Raw genomic sequence first — 25,873 nt, forward strand, 5'->3', positions numbered from 1 at the left:
CCGCAGGTGGTCACGCACCGTCGAGCCGGACGGCACCTGCCCGGTGCCGGCCAGTCCCGACGTGACCCCCGCCGCCCACACCCGGCGGCGAGAGGATCAGTTGGCCCGCGGAGGCCCGCCCCATCACCCGGTGGGGAGTCGCTCGCCCACTCGGCGAGGATCCACAACCGTCACCGGACAACCGGTGAGAGTTCGGGGAAACCGCACGGATAATGAATGCCGTGTGGGAGGCGATCAGGCGCTGGTTCGATCCGCGCGAGCTGCGGTCGGTGGGCACCACGCCCGACTACCGCTTCTCGCTGGCCAACGAGCGGACCTTCCTGGCCTGGCTGCGGACCGGGTTGGCGTTGATCGCCGGCGGGCTGGCCGCGGCCCAGTTCCTGCCCCGGCTCCCCCTGGCCCACCTGCGCGAGGTGATCGCCGTCGCGCTGCTGCTGCTCGGCGCCGCGGTCGCGGTCCGGGCGGTGGACCACTGGGCGCGTACCGAGCGGGCCATCCGGCTGGGCGAGGAACTGCCCGCCTCCCGGTTCCCGGCCGTGCTCGCCCTGGTCGTCGCGCTCGGTGCCCTGCTGCTGGTGGCCGCCGTGCTGATCCAGGGGGTCGGGTGACCCGCGACCCGGGGTTGCAGCCGGAACGCACCCGGCTCGCCTGGCGGCGCACGCTGCTGGCCTTCACCGCGGTCGCCGTGCTGGAGGTACGGCTGGCGCTCAGCGGGCACGTGTTCGACGCGGTGCTGGCCGGTATCGCGGTGGTCGGCTGGCTGGGCACGCTCCTGGTCAACTGGCGCCGGGCCACCGGCGTCGGACCCCGCCGCCCGGAACGCTGGTCGTTCCCGCTGACCGCGCTCGCCGCCGTCGGGCTGGCCCTGCTCGGCGTGCTGCACGTGCTACGCGGGCTGCGGTGACCGGCATCGGTGGTCCATGATGTCGGACATGGTTCGTCTGTACGGGCTTCTCTTCCTGGCCGAGGTCGTGCTCGCCATCTGCGCGCTGATCAGCTGTCTCTCCGCTGAGGAGGGTGAGATCCGGGCGCTGCCCCGGGTCGCCTGGGTGCTGATCATCCTGTTCTTCCCGCTGGTCGGCTCGATCGCCTGGTTCGTTGCCGGGCGGGAGCCGACCGCCCGGCGTCCCCGCACGGCCTGGCCGATGGGGAACGGATTCTCCGAGCAGGACCGCCGGCGCCGGCCGGTGGCGCCGGACGACGACCCGGAGTTCCTGTCCGGGCTGGCCGAGCGGAAGCGCCGGGACGACCAGGAGCTGCTCCGGCGCTGGGAGGATGACCTGCGCCGGCGCGAGGAGGAGCTGCGCCGCCGCGAGGGCGACCGGGACCGGCCGGAGGTCTGAGCGCCGCGGCCGAGCGCCGCCGGGCAGAATCGACGCCGTGCGGATCAGCCTGCTCGGACCCCTGGAGCTGCGCGCCGACTCCGGTACGCCGGTCGAGGTCGGCGGCGCCCGGCTGCGCCGGCTGCTGATCCTGCTCGCCCTGGAGCCCGGCCGGACGGTCACCGTCGGCCGGCTGGTCGACGGTGTCTGGGACGGCGAGCCGCCGGCCGGCGGCGCCAACGCGCTCCAGGCCCTGATCTCCCGGCTGCGCCGCGGCGCGCCCGGGCTGCCGGTGGAGGCGCGGCCGGGCGGCTACCGGCTGGCGGTGTCCCGGGACGACGTCGACCTGCACCGGTTCGAGACCGCCGTGCTCGCCGGTCGGGCCCGCCTCGGCGAGGACCCGGCCGATGGGTGCCGGCGGCTCGCCGAGGCGCTGGCGCTGTGGCGGGGGCCGGCCCTGGCCGACGTCGCTGACGCCGACTTCGCCCGCGCGCCGGTGGCCCGGCTCACCGAGCTGCGGTTGGTGGCGACCGAGGATCTGGTCGGGGCCCGGCTGGCCCGGGAGGCGCCGGACGCCCTGCTGCCGCAGCTCCGCGAGCTGGTCGCCGCCCATCCGCCGCGGGAGCGGCTGGCCGGGCTGCTGATCCGGGCCCTGCACCGCGCCGGCCGGTCCGCCGAGGCGCTGGCCGAGTACGAGCGGTTGCGCCGCACCCTCGCCGACACCCTGGGCACCGACCCGGGACCCGAGCTGGCGGCCCTGCACCTGGAGATCCTGCGGGGCGGGCCGGCCGGCTCGCCGGGGCCGGGCGCGACCGCCGGGCGCGGCGCGTCCGACGGCCGCGCCGACCGCGAGGCAGCCCTGGCCCGAGGCAACCTGCCCGCCACGCTGACCAGCTTCGTCGGCCGGGAGGAGGCCGTCGCCCTGGTCGCCGCGCTGCTCGACCGGCACCGGCTGGCCACCCTCACGGGTCCCGGCGGGGCGGGCAAGACCCGGCTGGCCGTCGAGTCGGGCCGGGCCGTGGCCGGCCGCTTCCCGGACGGGGTCTGGCTGGTGGAGCTCGCCCCGGTCACCGACCCGGCCGAGGTGCCGCAGGCCGTGCTCGCCGCGCTCGGCCTGCGCGAACAGGCGCTGCTGGCCCGCGCCGGCCGGGGTGCCCCCGAGCCGGTCGATCCGGTCGGCCGGCTGGTCGAGGCGCTCGCCGGCCGGTCCGCCCTGCTGCTGCTGGACAACTGCGAGCACCTGCTCGACGCGGCGGCGGAGCTCGCCGAGCGGCTGCTCACCGCCGGCCCCGGGCTGCGGGTGCTGGCCACCAGCCGGGAACCGCTGGGCGTGACCGGGGAGGCGTTGCGGCCGGTGGAGTCGCTGGCGCTGCCGCCGGCCGAGGCGGACGCGGCGACCGCGCTGGCGTACCCGGCGGTGCGGCTCTTCGCCGACCGGGCCGGCGCGGCCCGCCCGGGCTTCGCGGTGGACGACACCACGGTCGGTGCGGTGGTGCGGATCTGCCGCGCGCTGGACGGTATGCCGCTCGCCATCGAACTGGCCGCCGCCCGGCTGCGCGCGATGACCGCGGCGCAGGTGGACACCCGGCTCGACGACCGGTTCCGACTGTTGACGGGCGGCAGCCGGACTGCGCTGCCCCGGCACCAGACGCTGCGGGCGGTGGTGGACTGGAGCTGGGACCTGCTGGACGACGGGGAGCGGGCGCTGTGGCGGCGGCTGGCGGTCTTTGCCGGCGGGGCCACCCTGGACGCGGTCGAGCGGGTCTGCGCCGACTCGGGACGACTCCAGCTCGGCGCGTCTGCCGCCGCGCCACGACCCGGAGCCGCCGCGGACGTGCTCGACCGGCTCTCCGCGCTGGTGGAGAAGTCGCTGGTGGTGGCGGGCGGCGACGCCGAGCCGCGGTACCGGATGCTGGAGACCATCCGGGAGTACGGCCTGCACCGGCTGGCCGAGGCGGGCGAGGCGGACCGGATCCGCCGGGCGCACGCCGCCGAGTACCTGGCCCTCGCCGAGACGGCCGAGCCGTGGCTGCGTACCGGGGCGCAGCTCGACTGGCTGCGCCGGCTCGCTGCCGACCACGACAACCTGCACGCCGGGCTGCGGCACGCCATCGCCGCCGCGGACGCCCCGGTCGCGGTCCGGTACGCCGCCGCGCTCGGCTGGTACTGGTGGCTGAGCGGTCAGCGCGCCGAGGGCGCCGAGCTGGCCGGCCAGGTCCTCGCGCTGCCGGCGGTGGTCGAGCACGCCGCCCCCGACCGGCTCGCCGTGGCCCTGACCATGGCGGCGCTCAACCTGGTCTCCACCCACAACGACCTGGACACCGGCATGGTCTGGCTGGAACGGGCGGCGGAGCTGGCCCGCGGTCACGAGTCGGCGCATCCGGTTCTCCGGCTGGTCGGGCTGGTTGTCGCGGCGTTCCGCAACGGGCTCCCGCCGCAGACCCCGGACGAGCTCGCCGCGCTCTTCGACGACCCGGATCCGTGGGTGGCGGGTACGGCCCGCCTGTTCCAGGCGCACGCCTACCTCAATGCGGGGTTGTCCGACGAGTCGGCGGAGACCGACCTGCTCGCGGCGTTGGCGCACTACCGCGCGATCGGGGACCGGTGGGGCATGTCGTTCGGCCTCACCACCCTGGCCGATCTGCTGGACCGGCGGGGCGAGGCGGCCCGGGCCACGCCGTTCCACGAGGAGGCCCTCGGCTACTTCGAGGAGCTGGGGGTGCGGGACGACGTCCCGGAGATGCGGCTACGCCTGGCGCACAACCTGTGGCGGCGCGGCGATCACGACCGGGCCCTGACGGTGCTGGCCCGGGCCGAGCGGGAGGCCGACCTCAGCGGTTCCGACGAGACCCGGGCGGCGGTGGCGCACGGCCGGGCGGAGATCCTGCGCGCCCAGGGCGACTGGGCCGGGGCGCGGGCCTGCCTCGGGGAGAGCATCCGACTGCTCGGCGAGCGCAGCGTCGCGCCGCAGTGGCGTGCCCTGCACGCCAGCAACCTGGCCGTGCTCGACGCCGTCGAGGGCGACCTGGTGAGCGCCCGCACCCATCACGACCAGGCCCTGAAGCTGGCGCTCGGCGCGCAGGACGCCCCGGTCGTCGGGGCGGTGCTGGTCGGCTTCGCCGACCTGGCGTTGCGACTGGGCCGCCCGGCCGCCGCCGCCGGGCTGCTGGGCGCGGCGAGCGGCGTGCGGGGCGGCCCGGACCAGGCGATCCTGGACCGCCCCCGGCTGGAGGCCGGAGCCCGCGCCGCGCTCGGCGAGGCGGGCTTCGAAGAGGCGTACGCGGGCGGACTGGGCTACCGGTTGGAGACCGCGGCGGAGGCGGTCCGGGTCACACTCGACGCCTGAGCGCCCGCACCGCGAGCGGAGCGAACACGGCGAGGATGGCGGCGGCCCAGACCATCGCCTGGGCGGCCGGGCCGGCCACCGGACCACCGACCAGCAGGCCGCGCAGCGCGTCGGCGAGGATGGTGACCGGGTTGACCTCGACCCACCGCTGCAGCCAGGACGGCATCGTGTCGGTCGGCACGAACGCGTTGCTGGTGAAGGTGAGCGGGAAGATCACCATGAAGCCGAAGATCTGCACCTTGTCCGGCTCGCTGACCAGCACCCCGACCAGCACCGAGATCCACGACGCGGCCAGCGAGAAGACGAGCAGCAGGGCGAAGGCGCCGAGCAGGCCGGCCACCCCGTTGCCGAGCCGGAAGCCGAGGATCGCGCCGACCCCGATCAGCAACGCCACCGACCAGGCCTGCTTGACGGTGTCGGCGAGGATCCGGCCGGCGAGCGGTGCCCAGCGGGCGACCGGCAACGCGCGCAGCCGGTCGAACACCCCCTTGGTCAGGTCGTGGTTCAGCCCGAACCCGGTGGTCATGGTGGCGAAGAACGCGTTCTGCACGATGATCCCGGGCAGCGCGAACTTCAGGTAATCGCCGGGGCTGCCGGAGATCGCCCCGCCGAAGACGTACGTGAAGAGCAGCACGAACATCACCGGCTGGATGCTCAGGTCGAGCAGCTCCATCGGGTTGTGCTTGATCTGCACCAGGCTCCGCCAGGCCAGGGTGAACGTGTGCCGCAGCCCGGCGGCGAGGCTCGGCCGGCGGGCCGGGGCGAGCGGGGTGGCGAGGGTGGCGGCGGTCATGCCGGGATCCTTTCCAGGTCGGCGTCGGCGGGGGCGTCCTGCTCGGCCCGGTGACCGGTCAGGGAGAGGAAGACCTCGTCCAGGCTGGCGCCGCGCAGGGCGAGCTCGGCCACGGAGATCTCGGCGGCGTCGAGCCGGCGGACCACGGCGGGCAGCACGCCCGGGTCGTTCACCGGCACCGAGACGGTGGTCTGGGCGACCTCGGGGGTGACCCCGGTGACCTCGCCGGTGATGGCCAGCACGGTGGGCAGGTCAGCGGGGTCGATCGGCCGGACGGCGAGCACCTGGCCACCGGTACGGGCCTTCAGCTTCTCCGGGGTGCCCTGGGCGATGACCCGGCCGTGGTCGACCACGGCGATCTCGCTGGCGAGCTGGTCCGCCTCCTCGAGGTACTGGGTGGTGAGCAGCACGGTCACCCCGTCGGCGACCAGGCTGCGGACGATGTCCCACAGCTCGTTGCGGCTGCGCGGGTCGAGCCCGGTGGTCGGCTCGTCGAGGAAGAGCACCTGCGGCCGGCCGACCAGGCTGGCGGCCAGGTCGAGGCGGCGGCGCATGCCGCCCGAGTAGGTCTTGGCCGCCCGCTCGGCGGCGTCGGTGAGCTGGAAGTCGGCGAGCAGCTGCCGGGCGCGGACCCGGGCGTCGCCCCGGGACATCCCGAGCAGCCGCCCGATGAGCAGCAGGTTCTCGGTGCCGGTCAGGTTCTCGTCGACCGAGGCGTACTGGCCGGTGAGGCCGATCAGCTGGCGCACCCGGTGGGCGTCGCGGCGGACGTCGTACCCGCCGACGCTGGCGTGCCCCTCGTCGGCGGCGAGCAGGGTGGCCAGCACCCGGACGGCGGTGGTCTTGCCCGCCCCGTTCGGCCCGAGCAGCCCGAAGACCGTCCCGGTGGGGACGGCCAGGTCCACCCCGGCCAGGGCGGTGGTCGCGCCGAAGCGGCGGACCAGGCCCTCCGCGCGGATCGCGTATGTCATCGGAACTCCCGTCGTTCTCGCTGGTCACCCCACCTTGAGCGACGGCGCTGACGTTACGGCGACAACGGCTGACAAGCCGCTGATTTAGCCGCTGACAGAAAAGCCGCGACCGCCGTCGCCGGTCAGCCGGCGGCGGCGGTCGCGGGCGCGTGGTCAGGCCAGGTTCGACGAGCGGGGGTACGCGTCGGCCGGATCGGTCAGCACGTTGACCAGGTACGGCACGCCGGCGTCGAAGGCGCGGGTCAGGGCCGGGCCCAGCTCGGCGGCCTTCTCCACCGTCTCGCCCGCCCCGCCGAGCGCCTCGACCACCTTGTCGTAGCGCAGCCCCGGCTGGAGGTCGGCGGCCACGTCGTAGCCGTACATGGCCCGCATCGGGTGCTTCTCCAGGCCCCAGATGCCGTTGTTGCCGACCACGATGACCACCGGGAGCTGCTGCCGCACCAGGGACTCGACGTCCATCAGCGAGAAGCCGGCCGCGCCGTCGCCCATCAGCACGCAGATCTGCCGGTCGGGGTGGCTGACCCGGGCGCCCATCGCGTACCCCATGCCGGTGCCGAGGCAGCCGTACGGCCCGGGGTCGAGCCAGGTGCCGGGCTGCGCCGGCTCCAGGTACTTGCCGGCATACGAGACGAAGTCACCGCCGTCGCCGATGGTGATCGCGTCGGCGGCGAGCACCTTACGCAGCTCGCCGTAGACCCGGGCCGGGCGGATCGGGTCGGTCTCGGCGGCCATCTCCTCGGCGTCGCGGGCCTTCGCGGCGTCCTCGGCGGTGCGCAGCTGGGCGATCCAGTCGGCGTGGTCGGCCCGGTCGCCGGGGTGCTCGGCGAACGCGGTGAGGATCAGGCGCAGGTCGCCGGCGGGGCCGGCGGCCGGCTGGACGTGCCCGGCGCGCTGGCTGGGCGCGTCGACGACGTGCACGACCTGCGCGTCGCCGAAGTCGCCGAAGGCGAGCCGGAAGTCGAGCGGGGTGCCGACCACCACGACCAGGTCGGCGTTCCGGAGTGCGACCCGGCGGGCCTTGGCGAAGGCGAGCGGGTGCTCCGGCGGGAGAGCGCCCCGGCCCATGCCGTTGGTGAAGACCGGCACCTGGAGGGACTCGGCGGCGGCCCGTAGGGCGTCGATCGCGTCGCCCGCGTACACGTCGGAGCCGGCGATGATCACCGGCCGGGAGGCGCCGGCGATCAGGCCGGCGGCCTTCGCGACCTCGTCCGGGTCGGCCTCGATCGGGGCGAGCGGAGTGACCGCCGGCAGGTCGGCGTCGCCGACGGAGAAGACCGCCTCGAGGGGGAAGTCGAGGAAGGCCGGCCCGCGGTGCGGGGTGAGCGCGGCGGTGAGGGCGGCGGTGACGGCGCGCGGGATGTCGTCGGCGCTGAACACCGTCTCGGCGTGTTTGGTGACCGGGGCGACCAGCGGCAGGTGGTCCATCTCCTGCAGGCTGCCGGCGCCCCAGCGGAACTGCGGGGCGCGCCCGCCGAGCACCAGCACCGGCGACGCGTTGAAGAAGGCGCTGGTCAGGCCGGAGACGCCGTTGGTGACGCCGGGGCCGGCGGTGAGCACGGCCAGGCCGGGGCGGCGCTGGAGCTTCGCCACCGCCTCGGCGGCGAAGACGGCGGACTGCTCGTGCCGGACGTCGTAGAGCGGGAAGCCGGTCTTGTGCGCGGCGTCGTAGAGCGGGAAGACGTGCCCGCCGGAGAGGGTGAACATCTCCCGTACGCCGTGCGCGCGCAGCGCGGCCAGCGCCAGTTCCCCGCCGTGCCCCTCGACCCGTTCCGTCATCGCCGCTTCCCTTCGTCCATGACCGGAGTCACACGCTACTGGCCGGTAGGCGGGATGTGAACCGTTCTCGGTTCGGCGGCGGGGTACCCCGCCGCCGACCCCGGGGACGCGGATCAGCGGCCGGTGAAGTCCGGCTTGCGCTTCGCGACGAACGCGGCCATGCCCTCGCGCCGGTCGTCGGTGGCGAAGAGCGCCGCGAAGAGCTGGCTCTCCCAGGCCAGGCCCGAGTTCAGGTCCATGTCCAGCCCGCCGTCGACGGCCAGCTTCGCCGCCCGCAGCGCCTGCACCGGGCCGGTCAGGAACGGCGTCACCAGCGCCACCGCGGCGTCGTAGACCTCGGCGGCCGGGACCACCTTGTCGGCCAGGCCGATCCGCAGCGCCTCCTGCGCGTCGACCATCCGGCCCGACATGATCAGGTCCTTCGCGCTGGCCGGCCCGACCAGGCGGGCCAGCCGCTGGGTGCCGCCGGCGCCCGGGATGATGCCGAGCTTGATCTCCGGCTGGCCGAGCTTGGCGTCCTCGGCCACGATCCGCCAGTCGCAGGCCAGGGCCAGCTCGCAGCCGCCACCCAGGGCGTAGCCGGTGATCGCGGCGATCACCGGCTTCGGGATCCGGGCGATGGCGCCCAGCGCGCTCGACAGGTCGGCGGCCCGCTCGGCCATGTCCACGTAGGACATGTCGGCCATCTCCTTGATGTCCGCGCCGGCGGCGAAGACCTTCTCCCCGCCGTACACGATGACCGCGCGGACCTCGGCGTCGGCGGTGGCCGCGGCCGCGGCGGCGCGCAACTCCTCCTGCACCTGGGTGTTGAGCGCGTTCATCGGCGGCCGCTCCAGCCGGATGGTGCCGATGCCGTCCTTCACTTCCAGCCTGACGAACTCGCCCACGCTGCCCTCACTTCCTCGTCGAAGTCGCGTGCCAACCTTACGACCCGGGTCGTTGGGTAAGTAGTCTGGTGTACGCCCCGCCACCGGGAGTCCGGCCATGATCACGTATTACGACGACAGGTCCGTGCAGGTCACCTCAACCGCCGTGCGCGTCGACGGCCGGGCGTTCCCGCTCGCCGAGATCAGCGCCGTGTGGCACCGGCGGGGCAGCCGCTCCTGGCGGGTGCTCGCCGGCCGGGGCGCGATCGGCGCGGCCCTCGCCGGGCCGCTGGTGGCCGCCGCGCTCGGCATCGCGCTGGCCCTCTGGCTGCACCGCTCCCCCGTGGTCACGCTCGCCATCGTCGGGGCGTCCGTGCTGGTCGGCCTCGGGGTCGGGCCGCTCGCCGACGTCCTCTTCGAGCACCTGGACCGGTCGTACGCCCGGGGCAGCCGGGAGCTGGAGATGTGGGCGCGCTGGCGCGGCCAGCCGGTGCGGCTGCTGCACACCGGTGATGCGCTGCGCTTCGGCCAGATCTACCGGGCGGTGCAGCGGGCGATGGAGCGCGCGCCTCAGAACGCGAGCGGCTCGTCCGGCACCATCGCCAGGCCGCGCAGCAGGCCGTAGAGGTCCTGCTCGCCCCAGAACTGGACGATCCGCCCGCCGGCCAGCCGGTACATCTTGCAGGCGCTCTGCACCGCCATGGCCCCGGTCGCGTCCCGCCGGTACGTCTGGGCGAGCGACACCACCACCCGGTCCTCGGCCGCGAAGATCTCCTGGATCTCCTGGTCGACGACGGTCAGCCCGGGCGAGGAGACCGCGCCCTCGACGTAGTGCCGGCCACGCACCGCCGCGCCGGACCCGTAGATCGCCACGTCCTCGGCGACCACCTCGGCCAGCTCGGCCAGGTCCTTGGTGACGAAGGTCCGCAGATAGCGCCGGACCACCTCGAGGTTGCGCTCCTGCTCGGTCACGGCCACCTCGGCCCCGTTCCGGTCCGCCATGCCCGGGACGGTACCGGCTGGCGCCCGTCCCGGCGGCCCCGCCCACGGCACCGTCCGGACTGGACTCCGCGTGGTTAAGCTGAATGATGGTCCTCTATTACCGGGACGACGCGGTACAGGTCACCTCCGAGGCCATCCACGCCGGCGGGCACGTCGTCGCCCTCGCCGACGTCACGTACGTCTGGCACGCGCGCGGCGCGACCACCCTGGCCGTCCGGGGCCGGGTCCTCGGCCGCGGCGTGCTGGTCCTGCTGCTGTCGCTGCCGCCGCTGGTCGCCCTGGTCTGCGTGCTCTCGCTGGCCTGGGCCGCGCAGGACCGGGGCGACTGGAAGCTGGCGCTGGTCATCGTGGCCGCCTTCGTGGTCGTCGGGCTGGCCCTGGCCCCGTTCCTCGAACTGCCGCTCGGCTGGCTGGACCGCTCCTACGAGCGCGGCAGCCGCGTGCACGAACTGTGGGTGCAGCACCGCGGGCGGGAGGTGATGCTGCTACGCACCCCCGACGTGCTCCGGTTCGGGCAGATCTACCGGGCCGTGCAACGCGCGATCGAGCAGCAGGGCGAGCGCCGGCCGTGACGGCGTGCGCCGCCCGGCGGTCCTGGCCGGGGCAACGCACACTGGGGGGCATGGCATTTCCCCTCCCCCGGCCCGGCGCCGTCGTCGGCCTCACCCGTTCCGCCCTGGACCAGGCGCTCGGCTCGGCCGCCGCGTTCGCCGCCGTGCCGGCCCGCGCCTTCGCCGTGCTCGACGAGGTGGAGGCGCTGCTGCGCCGGATCAACGGGGTGGTCGACCGGATCGAGGGCACCCTCGACCGCACCGATCGGGTGCTCACCGACGCCGAGGCGGCGGTCCGCGAGGTGGGTGTGATCAGCGCCGCCGCCACCGAGGCGATCACCACGGCCACCGAGGTTGCCACGGCCGCCGCCGTGGTGGTCGGCGAGGCCGAGCGGGTCTCCGCCGCCGCCGGGATGGTGGTCGCCGAGGCCGAGGCGGTGGCCGCGCGAGCCGCCGGCACCGTGGTCGCGGCCGAACAGGCGGCCGGCACCGCGACCGAACTGCTGGCGGCGTACGAGCCGGCGCTGCGCCGGGCCGCGCCGATGGCGACCCGGTTCGTCGAGCAGCTCAGCCCGGAGGAGGTGACCGCCGCGATCCGGCTGGTCGACGAGCTGCCCAAGCTCAAGGAGCACCTGACCTCGGACGTGCTGCCGATCCTGGCCACCCTGGACCGGGTCGGCCCGGACCTGCACGACCTGCTCGCCGTCACCCGGGACCTCAAGCTGGCCGTGGCCGGCATCCCTGGCCTCGGCATGCTCCGTCGCCGCGGCGAACGCCGCGCCGACGAGCCGGCCGACTGACCCGGCCGGTCAGCAGTCGCAGACCACGGCGGCGCGCGGGGCGGTCAGCTCGTCCGCCCGGCGGCGGACCGTCCCCTCCGGGGTGACCACCGGCAGGCCCTCCCGGACCCAGTACTCGAAGCCGCCGATCATCTCCTTCACCGGCCAGCCCAGCCGGGCGAACTCCAGGGCGGCCCGGGTCGCCCCGTTGCAGCCCGGCCCCCAGCAGTACGTCACGACGGTCGACCCGGCCGGCACCACCTCGGCCGCCCTTGCGGGGACGTCGGCGGTGGGCAGGTGCACGGCACCGGGCAGGTGCCCCTGCCGCCACGCCGCGTCGCCCCGGGAGTCGACCACGACCAGCCCCGGCGTCTTCGCCTCCAGCGCGGCGTACACGTCGCTGACGTCGGTCTCGAAGCTGAGTCGGGCGCGGAAGTGGGCAGCGGCGGTCGCCGGGTCCGCCGGCGGTACGGAAAAGGTCATGCCCCGATCCTGCGTGCCGGCCGGCCGGCCGAGGGAGTGGCGTGATCGCCGGCCTTCGCTAACATCCCGCCATGGCTCCCGTCGATCGCACCGTGGCGGTGCTCGCGTACCCCGGAATGTCAGTGTTCGAGACCGGCATCGCGACCGAGGTGTTCGGGCTGCCCCGGCCCGAGCTGGAGGTCGACTGGTACCGGCTCACCGTCTGCGCGGAGCGCCCCGGACCGGTGCCGGTGGTCGGCGGCGCCTCCCTGCACACCCCGTACGGGCTGGAGACTCTGGTCGAGTCCGGCACGGTGATCCTGCCCGGGGTGCCCGACGTGACCGTCGACCCGTCCCCGGAGCTGGTGGCCGCGCTACGCCGGGCGCACCGCCGGGGCGCCCGGCTGATGTCGATCTGCTCCGGCGCGTTCGCGCTGGCCGGCGCGGGCCTGCTCGACGGCCGGCGGGCCACCACCCACTGGCGGTACGCGGACCTGCTGGCCCGCCGCCACCCGGCGGTCACCGTCGACCCCGACGTGCTCTACCTCGACGACGGCGACCTCCTCACCAGCGCCGGCAGCGCCGCCGGCCTGGACCTCTGCGTGCACGTGGTCCGCCGCGACTTCGGCGCGGCGGTCGCCAACGCGGTCGCCCGCCGGCTGGTGATCCCGCCGCACCGCGACGGCGGGCAGGCGCAGTTCATCGAGGCGCCGGTGAGCGTCGACCCGGACGACGACCGGATCGCCGCCAGCATGGCCTGGGCGGTGCGGCACCTGGCCGAGCCGCTGACGGTGGCGGCGCTGGCCCGCCACGCCCACATGTCGGCCCGCAGCTACCTGCGGCACTTCGCCCGGGCCACCGGCGCCAGCCCGATCCGCTGGCTGATCGACCAGCGGGTCCGGGCCAGCCTGGCCCTGCTGGAGACGACCGACGCGCCGGTGGCGGAGATCGCCGCCGCGGTGGGCTTCGACAGCCCGGTCACCTACCGGCACCATTTCGGCCGGACGATGCGGAACTCGCCGTCGGCGTACCGGCGGGCGTTCCGGGCCGGCGCGGCCTGACCGGTCAGGCCGGCGCGGTGTACAGCTCGTCGATCTCGACCCGGCGCGGCAGCGCCACCGAGGCGCCGAGCCGGCGTACGCAGGCCGCCCCGGCCGCCGCCGCCCAGTGCACCGCGTCGACCAGGTCGCGCCCCTCACCCCAGGCCACTGCGAGGGCGGCGGTGAAGGCGTCACCGGCGGCGGTGGAGTCGACCACGTCGACCTTCACCGCCGGGACGTGGACCACCGTGCCGTCCCGGTCGACGTACCAGGCGCCGTCGCCGCCGAGGGTGAGCACCGCCCGGGGCACCAGCTCCAGCAGGGCGGCCGGCTCGTCCCGGCCCCGCCCGGTCAGCGCCTGCGCCTCGGTCTCGTTGACCACCAGCAGGTCCACCGCGGCGAGCAGCTCCGCCGGCACCGACCGGGCGGGCGCCGCGTTGAGCACCACCCGGGTGCCGGCCGCGCGGGCCGCGACCGCCGCCTCGGTCACCGTCTCGACCGGCACCTCGAGCTGCGCGACCAGCACGTCTGCCTCGCGTACGGCGTGCAGCTCGCCCTCGGTGAGGCCGGTGAACGCGCCGTTGGCGCCCGGCGTCACCAGGATGGCGTTCTCCCCCGCCGCGCCGACCATGACCAGGGCGACACCGGAGGCGCCGTAGACCACGCGGAGCTGATCGGCGTCCACGCCGGCGGCGGTGATCCGGGCCTTGAGGGTGACCCCGAAGGCGTCCGAGCCGATCGCGCCGAGGAAGACGCAGGACGCGCCCGCGCGGACCGCGGCGACGGCCTGGTTGGCGCCCTTGCCGCCGGGCAGCATGACGAAGTCGCTGCCGAGCACGGTCTCCCCGGGGCGGGGCAGCGCGGCGGCGGTGCCGACCAGGTCCATGTTGGCGCTGCCCACCACGGCGACCCGGGTCTGCTGCACGGTGGTCCTTCCGTCGGTCAGGCGGCCCGGGCGGTCCAGCGCTCGCCGGAGCGCTCGACGACCAGCGGCAGGCCGAAGGTCTTCGACAGGTTGTCGGCGGTGAGCGTGTCGGCGAGCAGGCCCTGCGCCACCACGCCGCCCTCGCGCAGCAGCAGCGCGTGGGTGAAGCCGGGCGGGATCTCCTCGACGTGGTGGGTCACCAGCACCAGGGCCGGGGCGTCCGGGTCGTACGCCAGCTCGGCCAGCCGGGCGACCAGGTCCTCGCGCCCGCCCAGGTCGAGCCCGGCGGCCGGCTCGTCGAGGAGCAGCAGCTCGGGGTCGGTCATCAGGGCGCGGGCGATCTGCACCCGCTTGCGCTCCCCCTCCGACAGCGTGCCGTAGGCCCGCTCGGCGAGGTGACCGATGCCGAGCTGGCCGAGCAGCGCGCGGGCGCGGGCCTCGTCGGTGCGGTCGTAGTTCTCCCGCCAGCGACCCACCACCGACCAGGCGGCGGTGACCACGACGTCGGCCACCCGCTCGTCGACGGGGATCCGCTCGGCCAGCGTGGCGGTGGAGAGACCGATGCGCATGCGCAGCTCGTTGACGTCGGTGCGGCCGATCCGTTCGCCGAGGACGTGCGCGGTGCCGGTGGTCGGGTGCAGCCGGCCGGCGGCCAGGTTGAGCAGGGTGGTCTTGCCGGCGCCGTTCGGACCCAGCACCACCCAGCGTTCGTCCAGTTCGACCCGCCAGTCCACGTCGTGCACCAGCGCGGTGCCGGAGCGCTTGACGCCGACCCCGTCGAGGCTGACCACCAGATCCGCGTCCACGGTCGAGGGGGCGGCGGGGGCGCCGGTGGCGCCGGGGATCAGGTCACCAGTCACCGGTCCATCCAACCACGCAGCAAGCGTGCTGCCCCCCACGGGCGGCGTCGCGGCCATAGGGTGAGGCGCCGTGTCGTTGGTCACTTCACCGGAAGGACGCTTCATGCCCGACCGCCGCCAGGAGCCGCGCGGATGAGCGCGGTGATCGAGATCGCAGGTCTCCGAAAGACGTTCCACACCCTGCGCCAGGGGCGCCGGGTCGCCGTCGACGGCTTCGACCTGCTGGTCGAGGCCGGGCAGGTGCACGGTTTCCTCGGGCCGAACGGCTCGGGCAAGACCACCACCCTGCGTGCCCTGCTCGGGCTGGTCCGGGCCGACGAGGGGCGGATGAGCATGCTCGGGGCCAGCTCGCCCGAGCGACTGCCCCACGTCGCGGGGCGGGTCGGCGCGATCGTGGAGAGCCCGCAGTTCTTCGGCAACTTCACCGCCCGCAAGACGCTGCGGCTGCTGGCCCTGGCCGGGGGCGTGCCCACCAGCCGGGTCGACGAGGTGCTGGAGCAGGTCGGCCTGCGGGACCGGGGCGACGAGCGGGTCAAGGGCTACTCGCTGGGTATGAAGCAGCGGCTGGCCGTGGCGTCGGCGCTGCTGAAGAACCCGGAGCTGCTGATCCTCGACGAGCCGGCCAACGGGCTGGACCCGGCCGGCATCCGGGAGATGCGCGACCTGATGCGCTCGCTCTCCGCGGCCGGGGTGACCGTACTGCTCTCCAGCCACATCCTGGCCGAGATCCAGCTGATCTGCGACCACGTGACGATCATCAGCCGGGGCCGGCGGGTGGCGCACGGCCGGGTGGACGAGGTGCTGGCCGGCTTCGACCAGCATGAGTGGCGGATCCGGGTGGCCGAGCCGGACCGCGCCGTGGAGCTGCTGGGCCGGGCCGGGTTGTCGGTCACCGCCCACCCCGACCACCTGGTGGCAGCCGGGGTCGACGACCCGGAGCTGATCAGCCGGACCCTCGGCGAGCAGGGCCTCTGGGTACGCGAGCTGGTGCCGCTCCGGCCGGACCTGGAGAGCGTGTTCCTGGAGCTGACCGGCGACACCCCGCACCCGGCGGTGCCCCGCCAGGTCGACGGCCCGCGGGACGACATGGTGATCGACCTCGACGCGCGCGAGAATCGGGAGGTGGACGCGTGAACCTCGTCCGTGCCGAGCTGGAGCGGCTGACCGCCCGCCGCTTCGTGCAGTTGATGGTGGTGCTGCTGCTCGTCGCCTTCGTGGTGACCGCGGCGACCACGCTGACCGGCTCACACGCGCCCAGTGGGGACGAGCTGACCCGGGCCCAGGCGCAGGCGGCCGCGGAGGTGCGCAACCTGGAGGCGGCGCACGACCGCTGCCTGCGGATCAAGGCGGGCACGGCCACCCCGGAGGAGCACGACTACGTCCCCCGGGACTGCGCCGAGGTGGACCCGGCCCTGATGGAGCGGCTCCCCAACACGGCGGACTACCTGACCGGGGTGTTCGTCTTCGCCAACGAGGCCCAGCCACTGCTCTACTTCCTCATCGCGTTCCTGGTGCTCTTCGGGTTCCTGGTCGGGGCGTCCTACATCGGGGCCGACCTGAACTCGGGCGGGGTGGTCAACCTGCTGCTGTGGCGGCCGAGCCGCTGGGCGGTGCTCGGCGCCAAGCTCGGCACGTTGCTCGGCGCGCTGCTCGCGCTCTCCGCGGTGGCCTCGGCGGCGTACGTGGGTAGTTTCTTGCTGATCGCGCAGGTAGCGGGCCACCCCGGGCGGCTGACCGGGGAGTTCTGGGGCACGCTCGGCGCCACGTACGGGCGGGGGCTGGGGTTGGTCCTGTTCGCCGGGGCGCTCGGCTTCGCCATCGCCACGCTGGGCCGGCACACCTCGGCGGCGCTCGGCACGGTGGCCGCGTACCTGGTGGTGTGGGAGCTGGGTGCACGGCTGGTGTTCGACATCCTCAACGCGGCCCGGCCGGAGCTGTGGATGCTCTCCAGCTACCTGGTCGCCTGGGTCTCCGGCGAGGTCAGGTTCTGGGATGGCTACGCCTGCGACGGCGGCAGCGCCGGCTTCTGCGACGGCTCCTACACGGTGGGCTGGGGGACGGGGCTGGCGGTGCTGCTCGCGCTGACCGGAGCGCTGGTCGCGGCCGCGTTCACCGCGTTCCGCCGTCGCGACCTGATCTGACGCGGCCGGTGCGGCCCCCGCACGCCGGGGGCCGCACCGTCAACTCCTTGCAGAGATCCTCGGCCTCGTGAAGAATTCCTTCACATGGTGGGGTGGGCGACGACCGGGGCGCGGTCAGCCGACCGTGGAGCCGAACACCTCGTCCCGCACCGCATCCAGCGCGGTCCGCAGCGCGCCGCGCAGGATCGGCTCCTCGGTGAGCCCGGTGGCGACCACCCGCGGCCGGACGAGCGTGATCGCGGCGACCTCGTGCTGCACCCGCTCGGCCAGCGCCGCCCCGCCGGCCCGCCCCACCTCGCCGGCGAGCACCACCAGCGGCGGGTCGAGCACCACGCAGGTGCTGGCCACCCCGAGGGCGAGCCGGCGGGCCAACTCGTCCAGCAGCGGGCCGCCGGCCGCTCCGGCGGCGACCGCGGCCCGCACGGCGTCCGCGGCGCTGTCCGCGGCGAAGCCGTGCTCGGCGGCCACCGCGCGGACCGCGTCGGCGCCCGCGAGCTGCTGGAACGCCGGCTTGGCCCGCTTCGAGACGTCCCGCGGGATCGGTACGCCGGGCACCGGCAGGTAGCCGATCTCGCCGGCCGCGCCGCTGCTGCCGTGGTGCAGCCGCCCGCCGAGCATGATCGCCAGACCGACGCCGGCGTCCACCCAGACGAGCACGAAGTCCGCCGTCCCCTGCGCCGCGCCGGACTGGGCCTCGGCGACCGCCGCCAGGTTGACGTCGTTCTCGAAGACCACCGGGATGCGCAGGTCCTCGCGGAGCGCGGCGAGCAGGCCGCTGTGCCAGCGCGGCAGGTTGAACGCGAACGTGATGTCCCCGGTGCCCGGGTCCACCAGGCCGGGGGTGCCCAGCACGACCCGGCGCACGCTGGACAGCTGCGCACCCGCGCTGCTCGCCGCCTGGACCACGGCGTTGTGCACCACGCCCACCGGGTCGTCGGTGTCCTTCGTGGACTGCTCCACCCGGCCGACCACCACGCCGGTGATGTCGGCGCAGGCCGCCACCACCCGCTCCGCGCCGACGTCCACGCCGACCACGAACGCGCTGCCGGGGCGGACGGCGTAGAGCTGGGCGTTCGGGCCCCGCCCGCCGGCCTGCTCGCCGACCCGGGTGACCAGGCCGCGCTCCTCCAGCCGCTCGACCAGCTGGGACGCGGTGACCTTGGAGAGCCCGGTCAGCTCGCCGATCCGGGCCCGGGTGAGCGGCCCGCGTTCGAGGAGCAGCTCCAGCGCCGCGCGGTCGTTCAGCGCCCGTAACAGGCGGGGGGTGCCGGGCAGCCGGGTCGCACTCATACCACGTCCTCTATTTTCAGTAAAGTTTGCTAATCATAAAACGCCTGCAGAGGGGTGCCCGCTAGCGTATCGGCCACCCCCATCCGGAGTCGTCGGACGACCCGGCAGGGAAAGGGGAGACTCGTGGGATCGGATCCAGGACTTCGGCGGCTCGCGCTGGGCACGCTGCTGGCCGCGTACCCGGGCCCGGTCCCGCCGGACTGGGCGGTGGACCTGCTCGGCGAGGGGCTCGCCGGGCACACCCTGTTCGGCACCAACATCCACGACCCGGCCCAGGTGGCTGCGGCCACCGCCGCGCTGCGCGCCGGCCGCCCGGACGTGATCATCGCGATCGACGAGGAGGGCGGTGACGTCACCCGGCTGGCCCACGCCACCGGCAGTCCGTACCCGGGCAACGCGGCGCTCGGCGCGGTCGACGACCTGACGCTGACCCGCCAGGTGTACGCGTCGATCGGCGCGGAGCTGGCCGCCCTCGGCATCACCGTCGACCTGGCCCCCACGGTCGACGTGAACACCGCCGACGAGAACCCGGTGATCGGCACCCGCTCGTTCGGCGCCGATCCGGTCCGGGTGGCCGCCCACTCGGCCGCCGCGGTCGCCGGCCTCCAGTCCGCCGGAGTGGTCGCCTGCGCCAAGCACTTCCCCGGCCACGGCGCCACCATCGCCGACTCGCACCACGAGCTGCCCACCGTCGACGTGCCCCCGGCGGTGCTGCGCGAGCGGGACCTGCCGCCGTTCGCCGCCGTGGTCGACGCCGGGGTACGCGCGATCATGACCGCGCACATCCGGGTCCCGGCGCTGACCGGCGACGGTCCGGCCACGTTCAGCCGGGCGGTCCTGGTCGACCTGCTGCGGCAGGAGTACGGCTTCACCGGCACGGTCATCACCGACGCGTTGGAGATGAAGGGCGCCGCGCTGGCCGCCGGTGGGGTGGGGCCGGCCGCGGTACGCGCCCTCGCCGCCGGTGCGGACCTGCTCTGCATCGGCGCCAAGGTGGACGCCGAGCTGGTGGAACACGTGGTCGAGGAGATCGTCGGCGCGGTCGAGGACGGTCGGCTGGACCGGGCCCGGGTCGAGGAGGCCACCGGCCGGGCCGCCGAGCTGGCCGCCTGGACCGGCGCCGCCGGCACGCCGACCCCCGCCACCGACGGCCTCGGCTACGCCGCCGCGCTCCGCGCGGTACGCGTCGAGGGCGACCTCAGCGGCCTCACCGCCCCGCTGGTGGTGCAGGTGCACGCCACCTCCACCATCGCCGAGGGGCGGGTGCCGTGGGGCCTGGGTCCGCACCTGGCCGGGGCCGAGGAGGTCCGGGCGGTCGCCGGGGAGACCACGCCGGAGGAGCTGCGCCGGCGCGCCGGGGACCGGCCGATCGTGCTGGTCGGCCGCCACCTGCACCGGCTGCCCGGAGCGCGCGAGCTGGTGGAGGCGCTGGCCGCCGCGCACCCGGTGACCGTGGTGGAGATGGGCTGGCCGGCTGAGTGGCGCCCGACCGGTGCCCGCGCCTTCGTCACCACCTACGGCGCCAGCCACGCCAACGGCCGGGCGGCGGCGGTGGTGCTCGGCCTGACCGGCTGAACCGGCCCGCTCCGGCGCGCCACCCCGCTCTTGAACGCGTTCAAAACTTGTCGTACGCTCAGTCCAACCTGGATTTGAACGCGTTCAAGAAGGGCGACGAGATGGACGTGAAGGTCTGGATGTACCTGGCGTACCTGGCGGTCAGCATCGGTCTGACCGTCTGGGTGGCCCGGACGCTGTCCCGCAACGGATTGGTGTTCCTGGAGGAGGTCTTCGCCGACAACCGGCTGGCCAACGCCGTCAACAGCCTGCTAGTGGTCGGCTTCTACCTGCTCAACCTCGGCTACGTGACGGTGGCCATGAAGGAGTCCGACCCGGTGGCCACCACCAGCCAGGCGCTGGAGGAACTCTCCATGAAGATCGGCCTGGTGCTGCTGGTCCTCGGCGCGCTGCACTTCTTCAACGTCTTCGCGCTCGGCCGGTACCGGCGTGGGCGGCTCCGCCAGCAGGCGGCCGGCCACCCGCCGCTCGCCCCGGTCGGCTACCTGCCCGCCCAGCCTGGCACCCGGCTGGTCAGCCCGCCGCCGGCCGGCCCGATGCCGGGCGGGCCTCACCCGACCGGCCCCGTTCCTTCGGCGGGGCCGGCGCCCGGAGGTCCGATGCCGCCCGCCCCGCCGCGATGACCGTCGCACCGGGCGGGCACCCGACGGATCCCACCGGACACGGGGCCGGTGGGATCCGCGGGTTCACCGTCCTCTACGACGCGCACTGCCCGCTGTGCCGGGCCGCCCGGCGGTGGCTGGCGTCGCGGGCCCAGCTCGTACCCCTGGAATTCGTGCTGGCCGGCTCGGCGGAGGCCCGGCGGCGCTTCCCCGGGCTCGACCACGACGCCACGCTGCGGGACCTGACCGTCGTCGCCGACACCGGCGCGGTCTACGCCGGCGACGGCGCGTGGTTCGCCTGCCTGTGGGCGCTGGCCGACCACCGGGCGGCCGCCGAACGGCTGGCCCGTCCGCACCTGCTGCCGCTGGCCCGGCGGATCGTGGCGACCGCCTCCTCGGTACGCGAACTGGTCCGCGAGCCCTGGCCGGACCCGGGATACGGTGACGACGATGACCGAGCAGACTGCGCCGACGAGCGATGCGGATGGCCCGTCCACCGGGGCGACCACCCGGGGTGAACAGACCCGGCAGTTGATCCTGGACACCGCGATGCGGCTGTTCCGCGAGCGGGGGTACACGCGCACCACGATGCGCGCCATCGCCCAGGAGGCCGGCGTGGCGGTGGGCAACGCCTACTACTACTTCGGGTCCAAGGAACACCTCATCCAGGGGTTCTACGCCGACACCCAGCACGAGCAGCGGGCCGCTGCCGCACCGTTGCTAGACCGGGAGCGGGACTTCGCCGCCCGGCTGGCCGGGGTGCTGCACGCGGGCGTGGACGTGCTGACGCCGTACCACTCGTTCGCCGCCACCTTCTTCAAGACGGCGGCCGAGCCAACCTCGCCGCTCAGCCCGTTCTCCGCCGAGTCGTCCGGGCCGCGGGAGGCGTCGGTCGCGCTCTTCCGCGAGGTCGTGGAGGGTTCTGACGCGCGGCTGGACGCCGAACTGCGGCCGGCGCTGCCGGAGTTGCTCTGGCTCGCGTACATGGGCGTGGTGCTCTATTGGGTGCACGACCGCTCGCCGGAGCAGGTCAAGACCCGCCAGCTGATCGACGGCGTGGTGCCGCTGGTCGATCGGCTGGTGGGGTTGTCCCGGCTGCGGGTGCTGCGGCCGGTGACCCGTCAGGCGCTCGCCCTCATCCACACGCTGCGTCACTGAGCCCGCCCGGCACCCCTTGCTCGCCACCGACTCGACACTTAGCGTTACCAGGGACGGGACCCGGGAGGAGGGGCTGCGGACCGTGGATCCGGCCCGGGATCCACGGTCCGCACCCATACCGCGTCAGCGCGGGAAGACCCCGTACGACGTCCAGCCCCGGTCCGGGAACCCGGCCGCCTCGGCCACCCGCGCCGAGGCGGCGTTGTCGAAGTCGTGCAGGTAGGTGGGGACGGCCCCCTCGTCGAGCACCCGGCGCGCCGCCTGCGCGACCACCCGCCGGGCCAGGCCGCGGCCCCGGGCGCCGGGAACCGTGCCGACCGCCAGCTCGTGCCCGTACGCGTCGTGCCGCTTGATGCCCGCGCCGGCCAGGTACCGGCCGTCGGCGTCCCGGACCACCAGCACCTCCCGGTCGAACAGGCGCAACCAGTGCGGCAGCCCGGGCGCGGTCGGCGGGATCCACTCGCCGACGTCGGGCAGCGGCGCCGGGGCGGTGCTCCACCGGAACAGCCCGGCATGGGTGGTGAACTCCGGCGACCCGACCGCCGCCGGCAGGGCGGGCAGCAGCTCCTCAACCGGGCGCCCACGGACCAGGGCCCGCACCGCGGCCGCCCGGTCCGGTGACACCGACAGGATCGCACAGCCGGGCGCGGCGACGGCGAGGGCCGGGCGCAGCCGGCCGTCCCAGGCCGGCCGGACCCGGCGGTACGAGCGAACCACGTGCAGCCCGGGACCGGCCGGCCACTGTCCCAGCCAGGTCGCCAGGTGCAGGAACAACCGCCGGTCGAGCACCGCGGCCCCACCTCCTCACCCGCCGGGCCGTCGGCCCACGCCCTGCCGTGATCACGGTACGCCCGGCCGGGCCGCCCGGCCCGGCGGTTCCTCCCGGGCGGCCGGCGCTCGCCAGCACCCGTAAGAACCTGGCAATAGATCAACTACCCCACCCGTCGATACGCTGGGCCGCACGACGGGAGGAACGCGGTGACGCAACGGGTGCTGGTGGTCGACGACGACCGGACGGTCGCCGACGTGGTCTGCCGCTACCTGGAGCACGCCGGCTACGAGGTCGACCACGTCGGGGACGGGGCGGCCGCGCTGACCGCCGTGGCCCGGCGACCGCCGCACCTGGTGGTGCTGGACCTGATGCTGCCGGTGCTGGACGGGTTGGAGGTCTGTCGCCGGCTGCGGGAGCGTCCGGACGGCGTACCCATCGTCATGCTGACCGCGCGGGGCGACGAGGCCGACCGGGTCCTCGGCCTGCAGCTCGGCGCGGACGACTACCTGGGCAAGCCGTTCTCCCCTCGGGAGCTGGTACTGCGGGTCCGCTCGGTGCTCCGCCGGGCCGGCGGCGAGCCGCCCGCCGCACCTCCGGCGGTGCTCTCCGACGACGGCCTGGAGGTGGAGACCGGGCCCCGGGTGGCCCGGCTGCACGGCCGGGAGCTGACCCTGACCCTGCGCGAGTTCGACCTGCTGGCGCACCTGATGCGGCACCCGTCGCGGGCATTTCGCCGGGCCGAGCTGCTGGAACGGGTGTGGGGGTGGAGCTTCGGCGACCAGTCGACGGTGACCGTCCACGTCCGACGGCTGCGGGAGAAGATCGAGGCCGACCCGGCGACCCCCCGGCGGATCGTCACCGTCTGGGGCGTCGGCTACCGCTACGAGCCGGCCGATGCGTGACCTGGCGCTGATCTTCGGGGCGGCGCTGCTCGCCGCGCTCGGTGTCGGCCTGGCCGGCGCGGTCGCCCTGCGGCTGCTGCGCGGCCGGTCGATCACCGTGCACATCTTCGTGCTGCTGACCATGACGGTGGCCGCGGTGGTGGCCGGGGTGGCGGTGGTCGCCGAGGCGATGTTCCTCTCCCCGCACGACCTGGAGGTCGTACTGATCACGGTGTCCGCCGCCGCCGCGGTGAGCCTCGCGGTCGGCCTGCTCTTCGGCCGCCGGCTGGCCGCCGCGGCGGTCTGGGCCGATCAGGCGCGGGAGCGGGAACGCCGGGTCGAGAAGGGTCGCCGGGACCTGGTCGCCTGGGTCTCGCACGATCTGCGCACTCCCCTCGCCGGGCTGCGCGCGATGGCCGAGGCACTGGAGGACGGGGTGGTCCGCGACCCGGAGACGGTGGACGAGTACCACCGCCGGATCCGGATGGAGACCGACCGGATGACCCGGCTGGTCGACGACCTGTTCGAGCTGTCCCGGATCAACGCGGGCGCGCTGCGGTTGTCGCTGTCCGCGGTGCCGCTGGGCGACGTGGTGTCGGACGCCCTGGCCAGCACCGCGCCGCTGGCCGCCGCGCGTCGGATCCGGCTGGTCGCCGCCGAGTCGGGCTGGCCGACGGTGACCGCGAGCGAGCCGGAACTGGCCCGGGTGGTGGGCAACCTGCTGCTCAACGCGATCCGCTACACCCCCGACGACGGCACGGTACGGGTGGACGCCGGCCGCGACTCCGACACCGCGTGGCTGGCCGTGGCGGACACCTGCGGCGGCATCCCCGAGGCGGACCTGCCCCGGCTGTTCGACGTGGCGTTCCGGGGTGAACCGGCCCGGACTCCGCGCCCGGGCAACGGCGGCGGCGAGGGATCGGGCGGGTTGGGCCTGGCGATCGTGCGCGGGCTGATTGAGGCGCACGGCGGGCGGGTAGACGTGCAGAACATCACCGACGGCTGCAAGTTCGTGGTCCGGCTACCGGCGGCGGGAACCTGACGCATCGATCGTGCGTCATATCCATTTCCATACATGTACAACTTTCTCTGGGACGGTAATGGTCATGCCGAATCAGCCGAATGACCGGTACCAGCAGGACACCGAGAGCGTCTGGCCGGCCGCCGACGACCCCGGGCGGTTCCCGGCGCAGTCCCGGTACCGGGAGGCCCGGGCCGGCGGGCCGCTCTCCTGGGCCGAGCTGAACGCGCTGCCGGCCGGCACCGCCACCCGAGACGGCCTCAACACCCGCTGATCCGCAACCGGAGGAAAGCGACGACACACCCTGGCGCTCCACCCCGGGTCTTCGCACATGTGTCGGGTAGCGTCCTGTGGTCCGAAATCCCGGCCTACGACAGGAGATGCTCCGCGCATGGGCAAGAAGACGATCCACGTCTCCGACTTCAGCGGCCAGGTGCTGCGCCCCGACGACGAGGTGGTCAGGGTCGTCGTGCTGGAGCACCCTGACCTGGTCGCCGGGCCCGTGCAGCTGGACGCCACCCCGCTCGAGGTGGAGAGCATCGACGACGCGGCGCTGGACGTGGCGGTGGTGGAGATCCACGACCGGCACGGCGGCGGCGAGCCGCGCCGGGTGGTGCTGACCGCCAGCGAGTTCGACGCCATGGCCACCGACGTGCCGATGGCGCAGCTGCTGCGGACCGCCGAACGGGTCAAACCGCCGAAGGCACGGCGAAGCGCGGAGAAGGTCGACTACGGCACCATCGAGCACGCCGGCAAGCCGCACCGTGGCCGGGTCACCGAGGAGGAGGCCCGGCTGGTGCGCGAGCGCCTCGACGAGGTCAACAAGCGGCTGGCCGACGCCGGCCTGCGCCAGGTCGACCCGACCGACCCGGAGCACGCCGCCCGGTACGCCTTCGCCACCGCCGACTGACCGCCTCGCCCGGCCCGGGCACGCGGCCCGTGACGCGTGCCCGGGCCGGTCAGGCCTTCTTCCGGGCGATCTCGGCGAGCGCGCCGCTCACCGCGGCCTCCATGGCGTCCTTGTCCAACCCGAGGCCGGCGAGCGCCCCGTCGCCGCCCTCCTCCTCGAGCAGGGCGAGCAGGATGTGCTCGGTGCCGATGTAGTTGTGGCCGAGCCGCAGCGCCTCCCGGAAGGTGAGTTCCAGGGCCTTCTTGCCGCGCGCGTCGTAGGGGATCAGGTCCGGGAGCTGGTCCGCCCTCGCCGGCAGGGTGGCGGCGACCGCCTCCCGGAACCGCTCCAGGGAGATCCCGCGGGCCTCGATCAGCTTCGGGGCGAGCGCATCCGGATCGACGAGCAGGCCGAGGGCCAGGTGCCCGGGACCGATCTCGGCGTTGCCGGCGGCCCGCGCCTCCTCCTGGGAGGCCATCACCACGTTACGGGCCCGCGGGGTGAACCGGCCGAAGCCGGCGTTGGGGTCCAGCGCCGCCGCCGTCTCCGCCTTCGCGGCGGAGCGCTTCTGCGCGGCCTGCTTGCTGACGCCCATGCTGCGGCCGATCTCCGTCCACGAGGCACCGGAGCGGCGTGCCTGGTCGACGAAGTGGCCGATCAGGTGGTCGGCGACGTCGCCGAGGTGGTCGGCGACCAGGACGGCGTCGGCGAGCTGGTCGAGCGCGTCGGTGTGGGCCTTCTTGATGCCGTCGATCAGATCGTCGAGGCGTACCGGCTGGGTCATCTTCAGTGGCTCGGTCATGCGTCAACCATAAGTTGACGGGCGAATCGCGTCAACCATTGGTTGACGG

General features: G+C 74.7%; 29 protein-coding genes. 18 read left to right on the forward strand and 11 right to left on the reverse strand.

Annotation, left to right across the window (positions count from 1 at the left end):
* Window positions 1-221: 221 nt before the first annotated feature.
* From ACFYOS_RS16615 to ACFYOS_RS16630, 4 genes are read left to right on the forward strand one after another with little or no spacing between them, the layout of a single operon-like run.
* Complete coding sequence (locus ACFYOS_RS16615; protein WP_387141559.1) at window positions 222-608, forward strand: DUF202 domain-containing protein; 387 nt, start codon at window positions 222-224, stop codon at window positions 606-608.
* A complete protein-coding gene (locus tag ACFYOS_RS16620; protein WP_387141562.1) occupies window positions 605-904 on the forward strand; it encodes a DUF202 domain-containing protein in 300 nt (99 codons plus the stop codon). Before ACFYOS_RS16615 ends, ACFYOS_RS16620 begins: the two co-directional genes overlap by 4 nt.
* Before the next feature lie 28 nt (window positions 905-932).
* Window positions 933-1,343: a PLD nuclease N-terminal domain-containing protein gene (locus ACFYOS_RS16625; protein ID WP_387141565.1), complete on the forward strand. Its 411-nt coding sequence runs from the start codon at window positions 933-935 to the stop codon at window positions 1,341-1,343.
* A gap of 37 nt (window positions 1,344-1,380) precedes the next feature.
* Window positions 1,381-4,668 carry a BTAD domain-containing putative transcriptional regulator gene (locus ACFYOS_RS16630; RefSeq protein ID WP_387141568.1) on the forward strand — a complete coding sequence of 1,096 codons (3,288 nt, stop codon included), beginning with the start codon at window positions 1,381-1,383 and terminating at the stop codon, window positions 4,666-4,668.
* Here ACFYOS_RS16630 and ACFYOS_RS16635 read toward each other — a convergent pair.
* The 4 genes from ACFYOS_RS16635 to ACFYOS_RS16650 form a co-directional block, all read right to left on the reverse strand.
* Window positions 4,652-5,461: an ABC transporter permease gene (locus ACFYOS_RS16635; protein ID WP_387141571.1), complete on the reverse strand. Its 810-nt coding sequence runs from the start codon at window positions 5,459-5,461 to the stop codon at window positions 4,652-4,654. The genes ACFYOS_RS16630 and ACFYOS_RS16635 overlap by 17 nt on opposite strands.
* Window positions 5,458-6,432, reverse strand: a complete 975-nt coding sequence (locus ACFYOS_RS16640; protein WP_387141574.1) for an ATP-binding cassette domain-containing protein — start codon at window positions 6,430-6,432, stop codon at window positions 5,458-5,460. Before ACFYOS_RS16640 ends, ACFYOS_RS16635 begins: the two co-directional genes overlap by 4 nt.
* A 153-nt stretch (window positions 6,433-6,585) precedes the next feature.
* A complete protein-coding gene (locus ACFYOS_RS16645) occupies window positions 6,586-8,208 on the reverse strand; it encodes an acetolactate synthase (RefSeq protein ID WP_387141577.1) in 1,623 nt (540 codons plus the stop codon).
* A gap of 113 nt (window positions 8,209-8,321) precedes the next feature.
* Window positions 8,322-9,095 carry an enoyl-CoA hydratase-related protein gene (locus ACFYOS_RS16650; protein ID WP_387141580.1) on the reverse strand — a complete coding sequence of 258 codons (774 nt, stop codon included), beginning with the start codon at window positions 9,093-9,095 and terminating at the stop codon, window positions 8,322-8,324.
* Window positions 9,096-9,192: 97 nt separating this feature from the next.
* Between ACFYOS_RS16650 and ACFYOS_RS16655 the strand changes: the two genes are divergently transcribed.
* Window positions 9,193-9,699, forward strand: coding sequence for a DUF6232 family protein (locus ACFYOS_RS16655; RefSeq protein ID WP_387141582.1), 507 nt, complete (start codon window positions 9,193-9,195; stop codon window positions 9,697-9,699).
* Here the strand turns inward: ACFYOS_RS16655 and ACFYOS_RS16660 are convergent.
* Window positions 9,645-10,076, reverse strand: a complete 432-nt coding sequence (locus ACFYOS_RS16660) for a nuclear transport factor 2 family protein (RefSeq protein WP_387141585.1) — start codon at window positions 10,074-10,076, stop codon at window positions 9,645-9,647. The two genes, ACFYOS_RS16655 and ACFYOS_RS16660, sit on opposite strands and share 55 nt — an antisense overlap.
* Before the next feature lie 86 nt (window positions 10,077-10,162).
* On the opposite strand from ACFYOS_RS16660, the gene ACFYOS_RS16665 reads away from it, so the two are divergent.
* Window positions 10,163-10,648: a DUF6232 family protein gene (locus tag ACFYOS_RS16665; protein WP_387142023.1), complete on the forward strand. Its 486-nt coding sequence runs from the start codon at window positions 10,163-10,165 to the stop codon at window positions 10,646-10,648.
* A 50-nt stretch (window positions 10,649-10,698) separates the two neighbouring features.
* Window positions 10,699-11,427: a hypothetical protein gene (locus ACFYOS_RS16670; protein WP_387141588.1), complete on the forward strand. Its 729-nt coding sequence runs from the start codon at window positions 10,699-10,701 to the stop codon at window positions 11,425-11,427.
* Between the two features lie 9 nt (window positions 11,428-11,436).
* Here ACFYOS_RS16670 and ACFYOS_RS16675 read toward each other — a convergent pair whose 3' ends face one another.
* On the reverse strand, window positions 11,437-11,889 hold the full coding sequence (locus ACFYOS_RS16675) for a rhodanese-like domain-containing protein (RefSeq protein ID WP_387141591.1): 453 nt from the start codon (window positions 11,887-11,889) through the stop codon (window positions 11,437-11,439).
* Window positions 11,890-11,960: 71 nt separating this feature from the next.
* Between ACFYOS_RS16675 and ACFYOS_RS16680 the strand changes: the two genes are divergently transcribed.
* The gene (locus ACFYOS_RS16680) at window positions 11,961-12,929 is read left to right on the forward strand and encodes a helix-turn-helix domain-containing protein (protein ID WP_387141594.1); all 969 of its coding nucleotides are present in this window, start codon (window positions 11,961-11,963) and stop codon (window positions 12,927-12,929) included.
* Between the two features lie 4 nt (window positions 12,930-12,933).
* Here the strand turns inward: ACFYOS_RS16680 and ACFYOS_RS16685 are convergent, their stop codons facing one another.
* Together ACFYOS_RS16685 and ACFYOS_RS16690 are read right to left on the reverse strand one after the other, a co-directional pair.
* The gene (locus ACFYOS_RS16685; protein ID WP_387141597.1) at window positions 12,934-13,833 is read right to left on the reverse strand and encodes a ribokinase; all 900 of its coding nucleotides are present in this window, start codon (window positions 13,831-13,833) and stop codon (window positions 12,934-12,936) included.
* Between the two features lie 17 nt (window positions 13,834-13,850).
* Window positions 13,851-14,750, reverse strand: a complete 900-nt coding sequence (locus ACFYOS_RS16690) for an ABC transporter ATP-binding protein (RefSeq protein WP_387141600.1) — start codon at window positions 14,748-14,750, stop codon at window positions 13,851-13,853.
* 75 nt (window positions 14,751-14,825) lie between these two features.
* Between ACFYOS_RS16690 and ACFYOS_RS16695 the strand changes: the two genes are divergently transcribed.
* Together ACFYOS_RS16695 and ACFYOS_RS16700 are read left to right on the forward strand one after the other, a co-directional pair.
* Window positions 14,826-15,827: an ATP-binding cassette domain-containing protein gene (locus ACFYOS_RS16695; RefSeq protein ID WP_387141604.1), complete on the forward strand. Its 1,002-nt coding sequence runs from the start codon at window positions 14,826-14,828 to the stop codon at window positions 15,825-15,827.
* Entirely contained in the window at window positions 15,824-16,834 is a 1,011-nt protein-coding gene (locus ACFYOS_RS16700; protein WP_387141607.1) for an ABC transporter permease subunit, read from the forward strand. The genes ACFYOS_RS16695 and ACFYOS_RS16700 overlap by 4 nt, the downstream gene beginning before the upstream one ends.
* A 114-nt stretch (window positions 16,835-16,948) precedes the next feature.
* Here ACFYOS_RS16700 and ACFYOS_RS16705 read toward each other — a convergent pair whose 3' ends face one another.
* On the reverse strand, window positions 16,949-18,124 hold the full coding sequence (locus ACFYOS_RS16705) for an ROK family protein (protein WP_387141610.1): 1,176 nt from the start codon (window positions 18,122-18,124) through the stop codon (window positions 16,949-16,951).
* Window positions 18,125-18,247: 123 nt separating this feature from the next.
* Here ACFYOS_RS16705 and ACFYOS_RS16710 point away from each other — a divergent pair, with 123 nt between their 5' ends.
* Genes ACFYOS_RS16710 through ACFYOS_RS16725 form a run of 4 tightly spaced genes read left to right on the forward strand, consistent with a single transcriptional unit; the run spans window position 18,248 to window position 21,459 of the window.
* A complete protein-coding gene (locus ACFYOS_RS16710) occupies window positions 18,248-19,699 on the forward strand; it encodes a glycoside hydrolase family 3 protein (protein ID WP_387141613.1) in 1,452 nt (483 codons plus the stop codon).
* A 47-nt stretch (window positions 19,700-19,746) separates the two neighbouring features.
* Window positions 19,747-20,322 carry a hypothetical protein gene (locus tag ACFYOS_RS16715; RefSeq protein ID WP_387141616.1) on the forward strand — a complete coding sequence of 192 codons (576 nt, stop codon included), beginning with the start codon at window positions 19,747-19,749 and terminating at the stop codon, window positions 20,320-20,322.
* On the forward strand, window positions 20,319-20,819 hold the full coding sequence (locus ACFYOS_RS16720) for a thiol-disulfide oxidoreductase DCC family protein (RefSeq protein ID WP_387141620.1): 501 nt from the start codon (window positions 20,319-20,321) through the stop codon (window positions 20,817-20,819). The genes ACFYOS_RS16715 and ACFYOS_RS16720 overlap by 4 nt, the downstream gene beginning before the upstream one ends.
* Window positions 20,752-21,459: a TetR family transcriptional regulator gene (locus ACFYOS_RS16725; protein ID WP_387141622.1), complete on the forward strand. Its 708-nt coding sequence runs from the start codon at window positions 20,752-20,754 to the stop codon at window positions 21,457-21,459. Before ACFYOS_RS16720 ends, ACFYOS_RS16725 begins: the two co-directional genes overlap by 68 nt.
* Window positions 21,460-21,582: 123 nt before the next feature.
* Here ACFYOS_RS16725 and ACFYOS_RS16730 read toward each other — a convergent pair whose 3' ends face one another.
* The gene (locus ACFYOS_RS16730; RefSeq protein WP_387141625.1) at window positions 21,583-22,248 is read right to left on the reverse strand and encodes a GNAT family N-acetyltransferase; all 666 of its coding nucleotides are present in this window, start codon (window positions 22,246-22,248) and stop codon (window positions 21,583-21,585) included.
* A 189-nt stretch (window positions 22,249-22,437) separates the two neighbouring features.
* Between ACFYOS_RS16730 and ACFYOS_RS16735 the strand changes: the two genes are divergently transcribed.
* From ACFYOS_RS16735 to ACFYOS_RS16750, 4 genes are all read left to right on the forward strand, one after another.
* Window positions 22,438-23,133, forward strand: coding sequence for a response regulator transcription factor (locus tag ACFYOS_RS16735; RefSeq protein ID WP_387141628.1), 696 nt, complete (start codon window positions 22,438-22,440; stop codon window positions 23,131-23,133).
* Window positions 23,126-24,154 (forward strand): sensor histidine kinase, encoded by a 1,029-nt coding sequence (locus tag ACFYOS_RS16740; RefSeq protein ID WP_387141631.1) that lies wholly within the window; start codon window positions 23,126-23,128, stop codon window positions 24,152-24,154. The genes ACFYOS_RS16735 and ACFYOS_RS16740 overlap by 8 nt, the downstream gene beginning before the upstream one ends.
* Before the next feature lie 64 nt (window positions 24,155-24,218).
* Window positions 24,219-24,407, forward strand: a complete 189-nt coding sequence (locus ACFYOS_RS16745) for a DNA repair protein (RefSeq protein WP_387141634.1) — start codon at window positions 24,219-24,221, stop codon at window positions 24,405-24,407.
* Between the two features lie 117 nt (window positions 24,408-24,524).
* Window positions 24,525-25,043, forward strand: a complete 519-nt coding sequence (locus tag ACFYOS_RS16750; protein WP_387141637.1) for a hypothetical protein — start codon at window positions 24,525-24,527, stop codon at window positions 25,041-25,043.
* 49 nt (window positions 25,044-25,092) lie between these two features.
* Here ACFYOS_RS16750 and ACFYOS_RS16755 read toward each other — a convergent pair whose 3' ends face one another.
* Complete coding sequence (locus tag ACFYOS_RS16755; protein WP_387141641.1) at window positions 25,093-25,824, reverse strand: Clp protease N-terminal domain-containing protein; 732 nt, start codon at window positions 25,822-25,824, stop codon at window positions 25,093-25,095.
* Window positions 25,825-25,873 lie beyond the last annotated feature (49 nt).

This window comes from Micromonospora sp. NPDC005806 (assembly GCF_042871425.1).
Lineage (GTDB): Bacteria > Actinomycetota > Actinomycetes > Mycobacteriales > Micromonosporaceae > Micromonospora.

What these genes read in the sequence shown, in the direction of transcription:
- ACFYOS_RS16720 (WP_387141620.1), top strand. Translation starts at nt 20,319, where the DNA reads ATGACCGTCGCACCGGGCGGGCACCCGACGGATCCCACCGGACACGGG.
- ACFYOS_RS16635 (WP_387141571.1), bottom strand. Translation starts at nt 5,461, where the DNA reads ATGACCGCCGCCACCCTCGCCACCCCGCTCGCCCCGGCCCGCCGGCCG.
- ACFYOS_RS16660 (WP_387141585.1), bottom strand. Translation starts at nt 10,076, where the DNA reads ATGGCGGACCGGAACGGGGCCGAGGTGGCCGTGACCGAGCAGGAGCGC.
- ACFYOS_RS16695 (WP_387141604.1), top strand. Translation starts at nt 14,826, where the DNA reads ATGAGCGCGGTGATCGAGATCGCAGGTCTCCGAAAGACGTTCCACACC.
- ACFYOS_RS16725 (WP_387141622.1), top strand. Translation starts at nt 20,752, where the DNA reads ATGACCGAGCAGACTGCGCCGACGAGCGATGCGGATGGCCCGTCCACC.
- ACFYOS_RS16755 (WP_387141641.1), bottom strand. Translation starts at nt 25,824, where the DNA reads ATGACCGAGCCACTGAAGATGACCCAGCCGGTACGCCTCGACGATCTG.
- ACFYOS_RS16625 (WP_387141565.1), top strand. Translation starts at nt 933, where the DNA reads ATGGTTCGTCTGTACGGGCTTCTCTTCCTGGCCGAGGTCGTGCTCGCC.
- ACFYOS_RS16680 (WP_387141594.1), top strand. Translation starts at nt 11,961, where the DNA reads ATGGCTCCCGTCGATCGCACCGTGGCGGTGCTCGCGTACCCCGGAATG.
- ACFYOS_RS16705 (WP_387141610.1), bottom strand. Translation starts at nt 18,124, where the DNA reads ATGAGTGCGACCCGGCTGCCCGGCACCCCCCGCCTGTTACGGGCGCTG.
- ACFYOS_RS16740 (WP_387141631.1), top strand. Translation starts at nt 23,126, where the DNA reads ATGCGTGACCTGGCGCTGATCTTCGGGGCGGCGCTGCTCGCCGCGCTC.
- ACFYOS_RS16655 (WP_387141582.1), top strand. Translation starts at nt 9,193, where the DNA reads ATGATCACGTATTACGACGACAGGTCCGTGCAGGTCACCTCAACCGCC.
- ACFYOS_RS16675 (WP_387141591.1), bottom strand. Translation starts at nt 11,889, where the DNA reads ATGACCTTTTCCGTACCGCCGGCGGACCCGGCGACCGCCGCTGCCCAC.
- ACFYOS_RS16690 (WP_387141600.1), bottom strand. Translation starts at nt 14,750, where the DNA reads ATGGCCGCGACGCCGCCCGTGGGGGGCAGCACGCTTGCTGCGTGGTTG.
- ACFYOS_RS16670 (WP_387141588.1), top strand. Translation starts at nt 10,699, where the DNA reads ATGGCATTTCCCCTCCCCCGGCCCGGCGCCGTCGTCGGCCTCACCCGT.
- ACFYOS_RS16645 (WP_387141577.1), bottom strand. Translation starts at nt 8,208, where the DNA reads ATGACGGAACGGGTCGAGGGGCACGGCGGGGAACTGGCGCTGGCCGCG.
- ACFYOS_RS16640 (WP_387141574.1), bottom strand. Translation starts at nt 6,432, where the DNA reads ATGACATACGCGATCCGCGCGGAGGGCCTGGTCCGCCGCTTCGGCGCG.
- ACFYOS_RS16750 (WP_387141637.1), top strand. Translation starts at nt 24,525, where the DNA reads ATGGGCAAGAAGACGATCCACGTCTCCGACTTCAGCGGCCAGGTGCTG.
- ACFYOS_RS16745 (WP_387141634.1), top strand. Translation starts at nt 24,219, where the DNA reads ATGCCGAATCAGCCGAATGACCGGTACCAGCAGGACACCGAGAGCGTC.
- ACFYOS_RS16665 (WP_387142023.1), top strand. Translation starts at nt 10,163, where the DNA reads ATGGTCCTCTATTACCGGGACGACGCGGTACAGGTCACCTCCGAGGCC.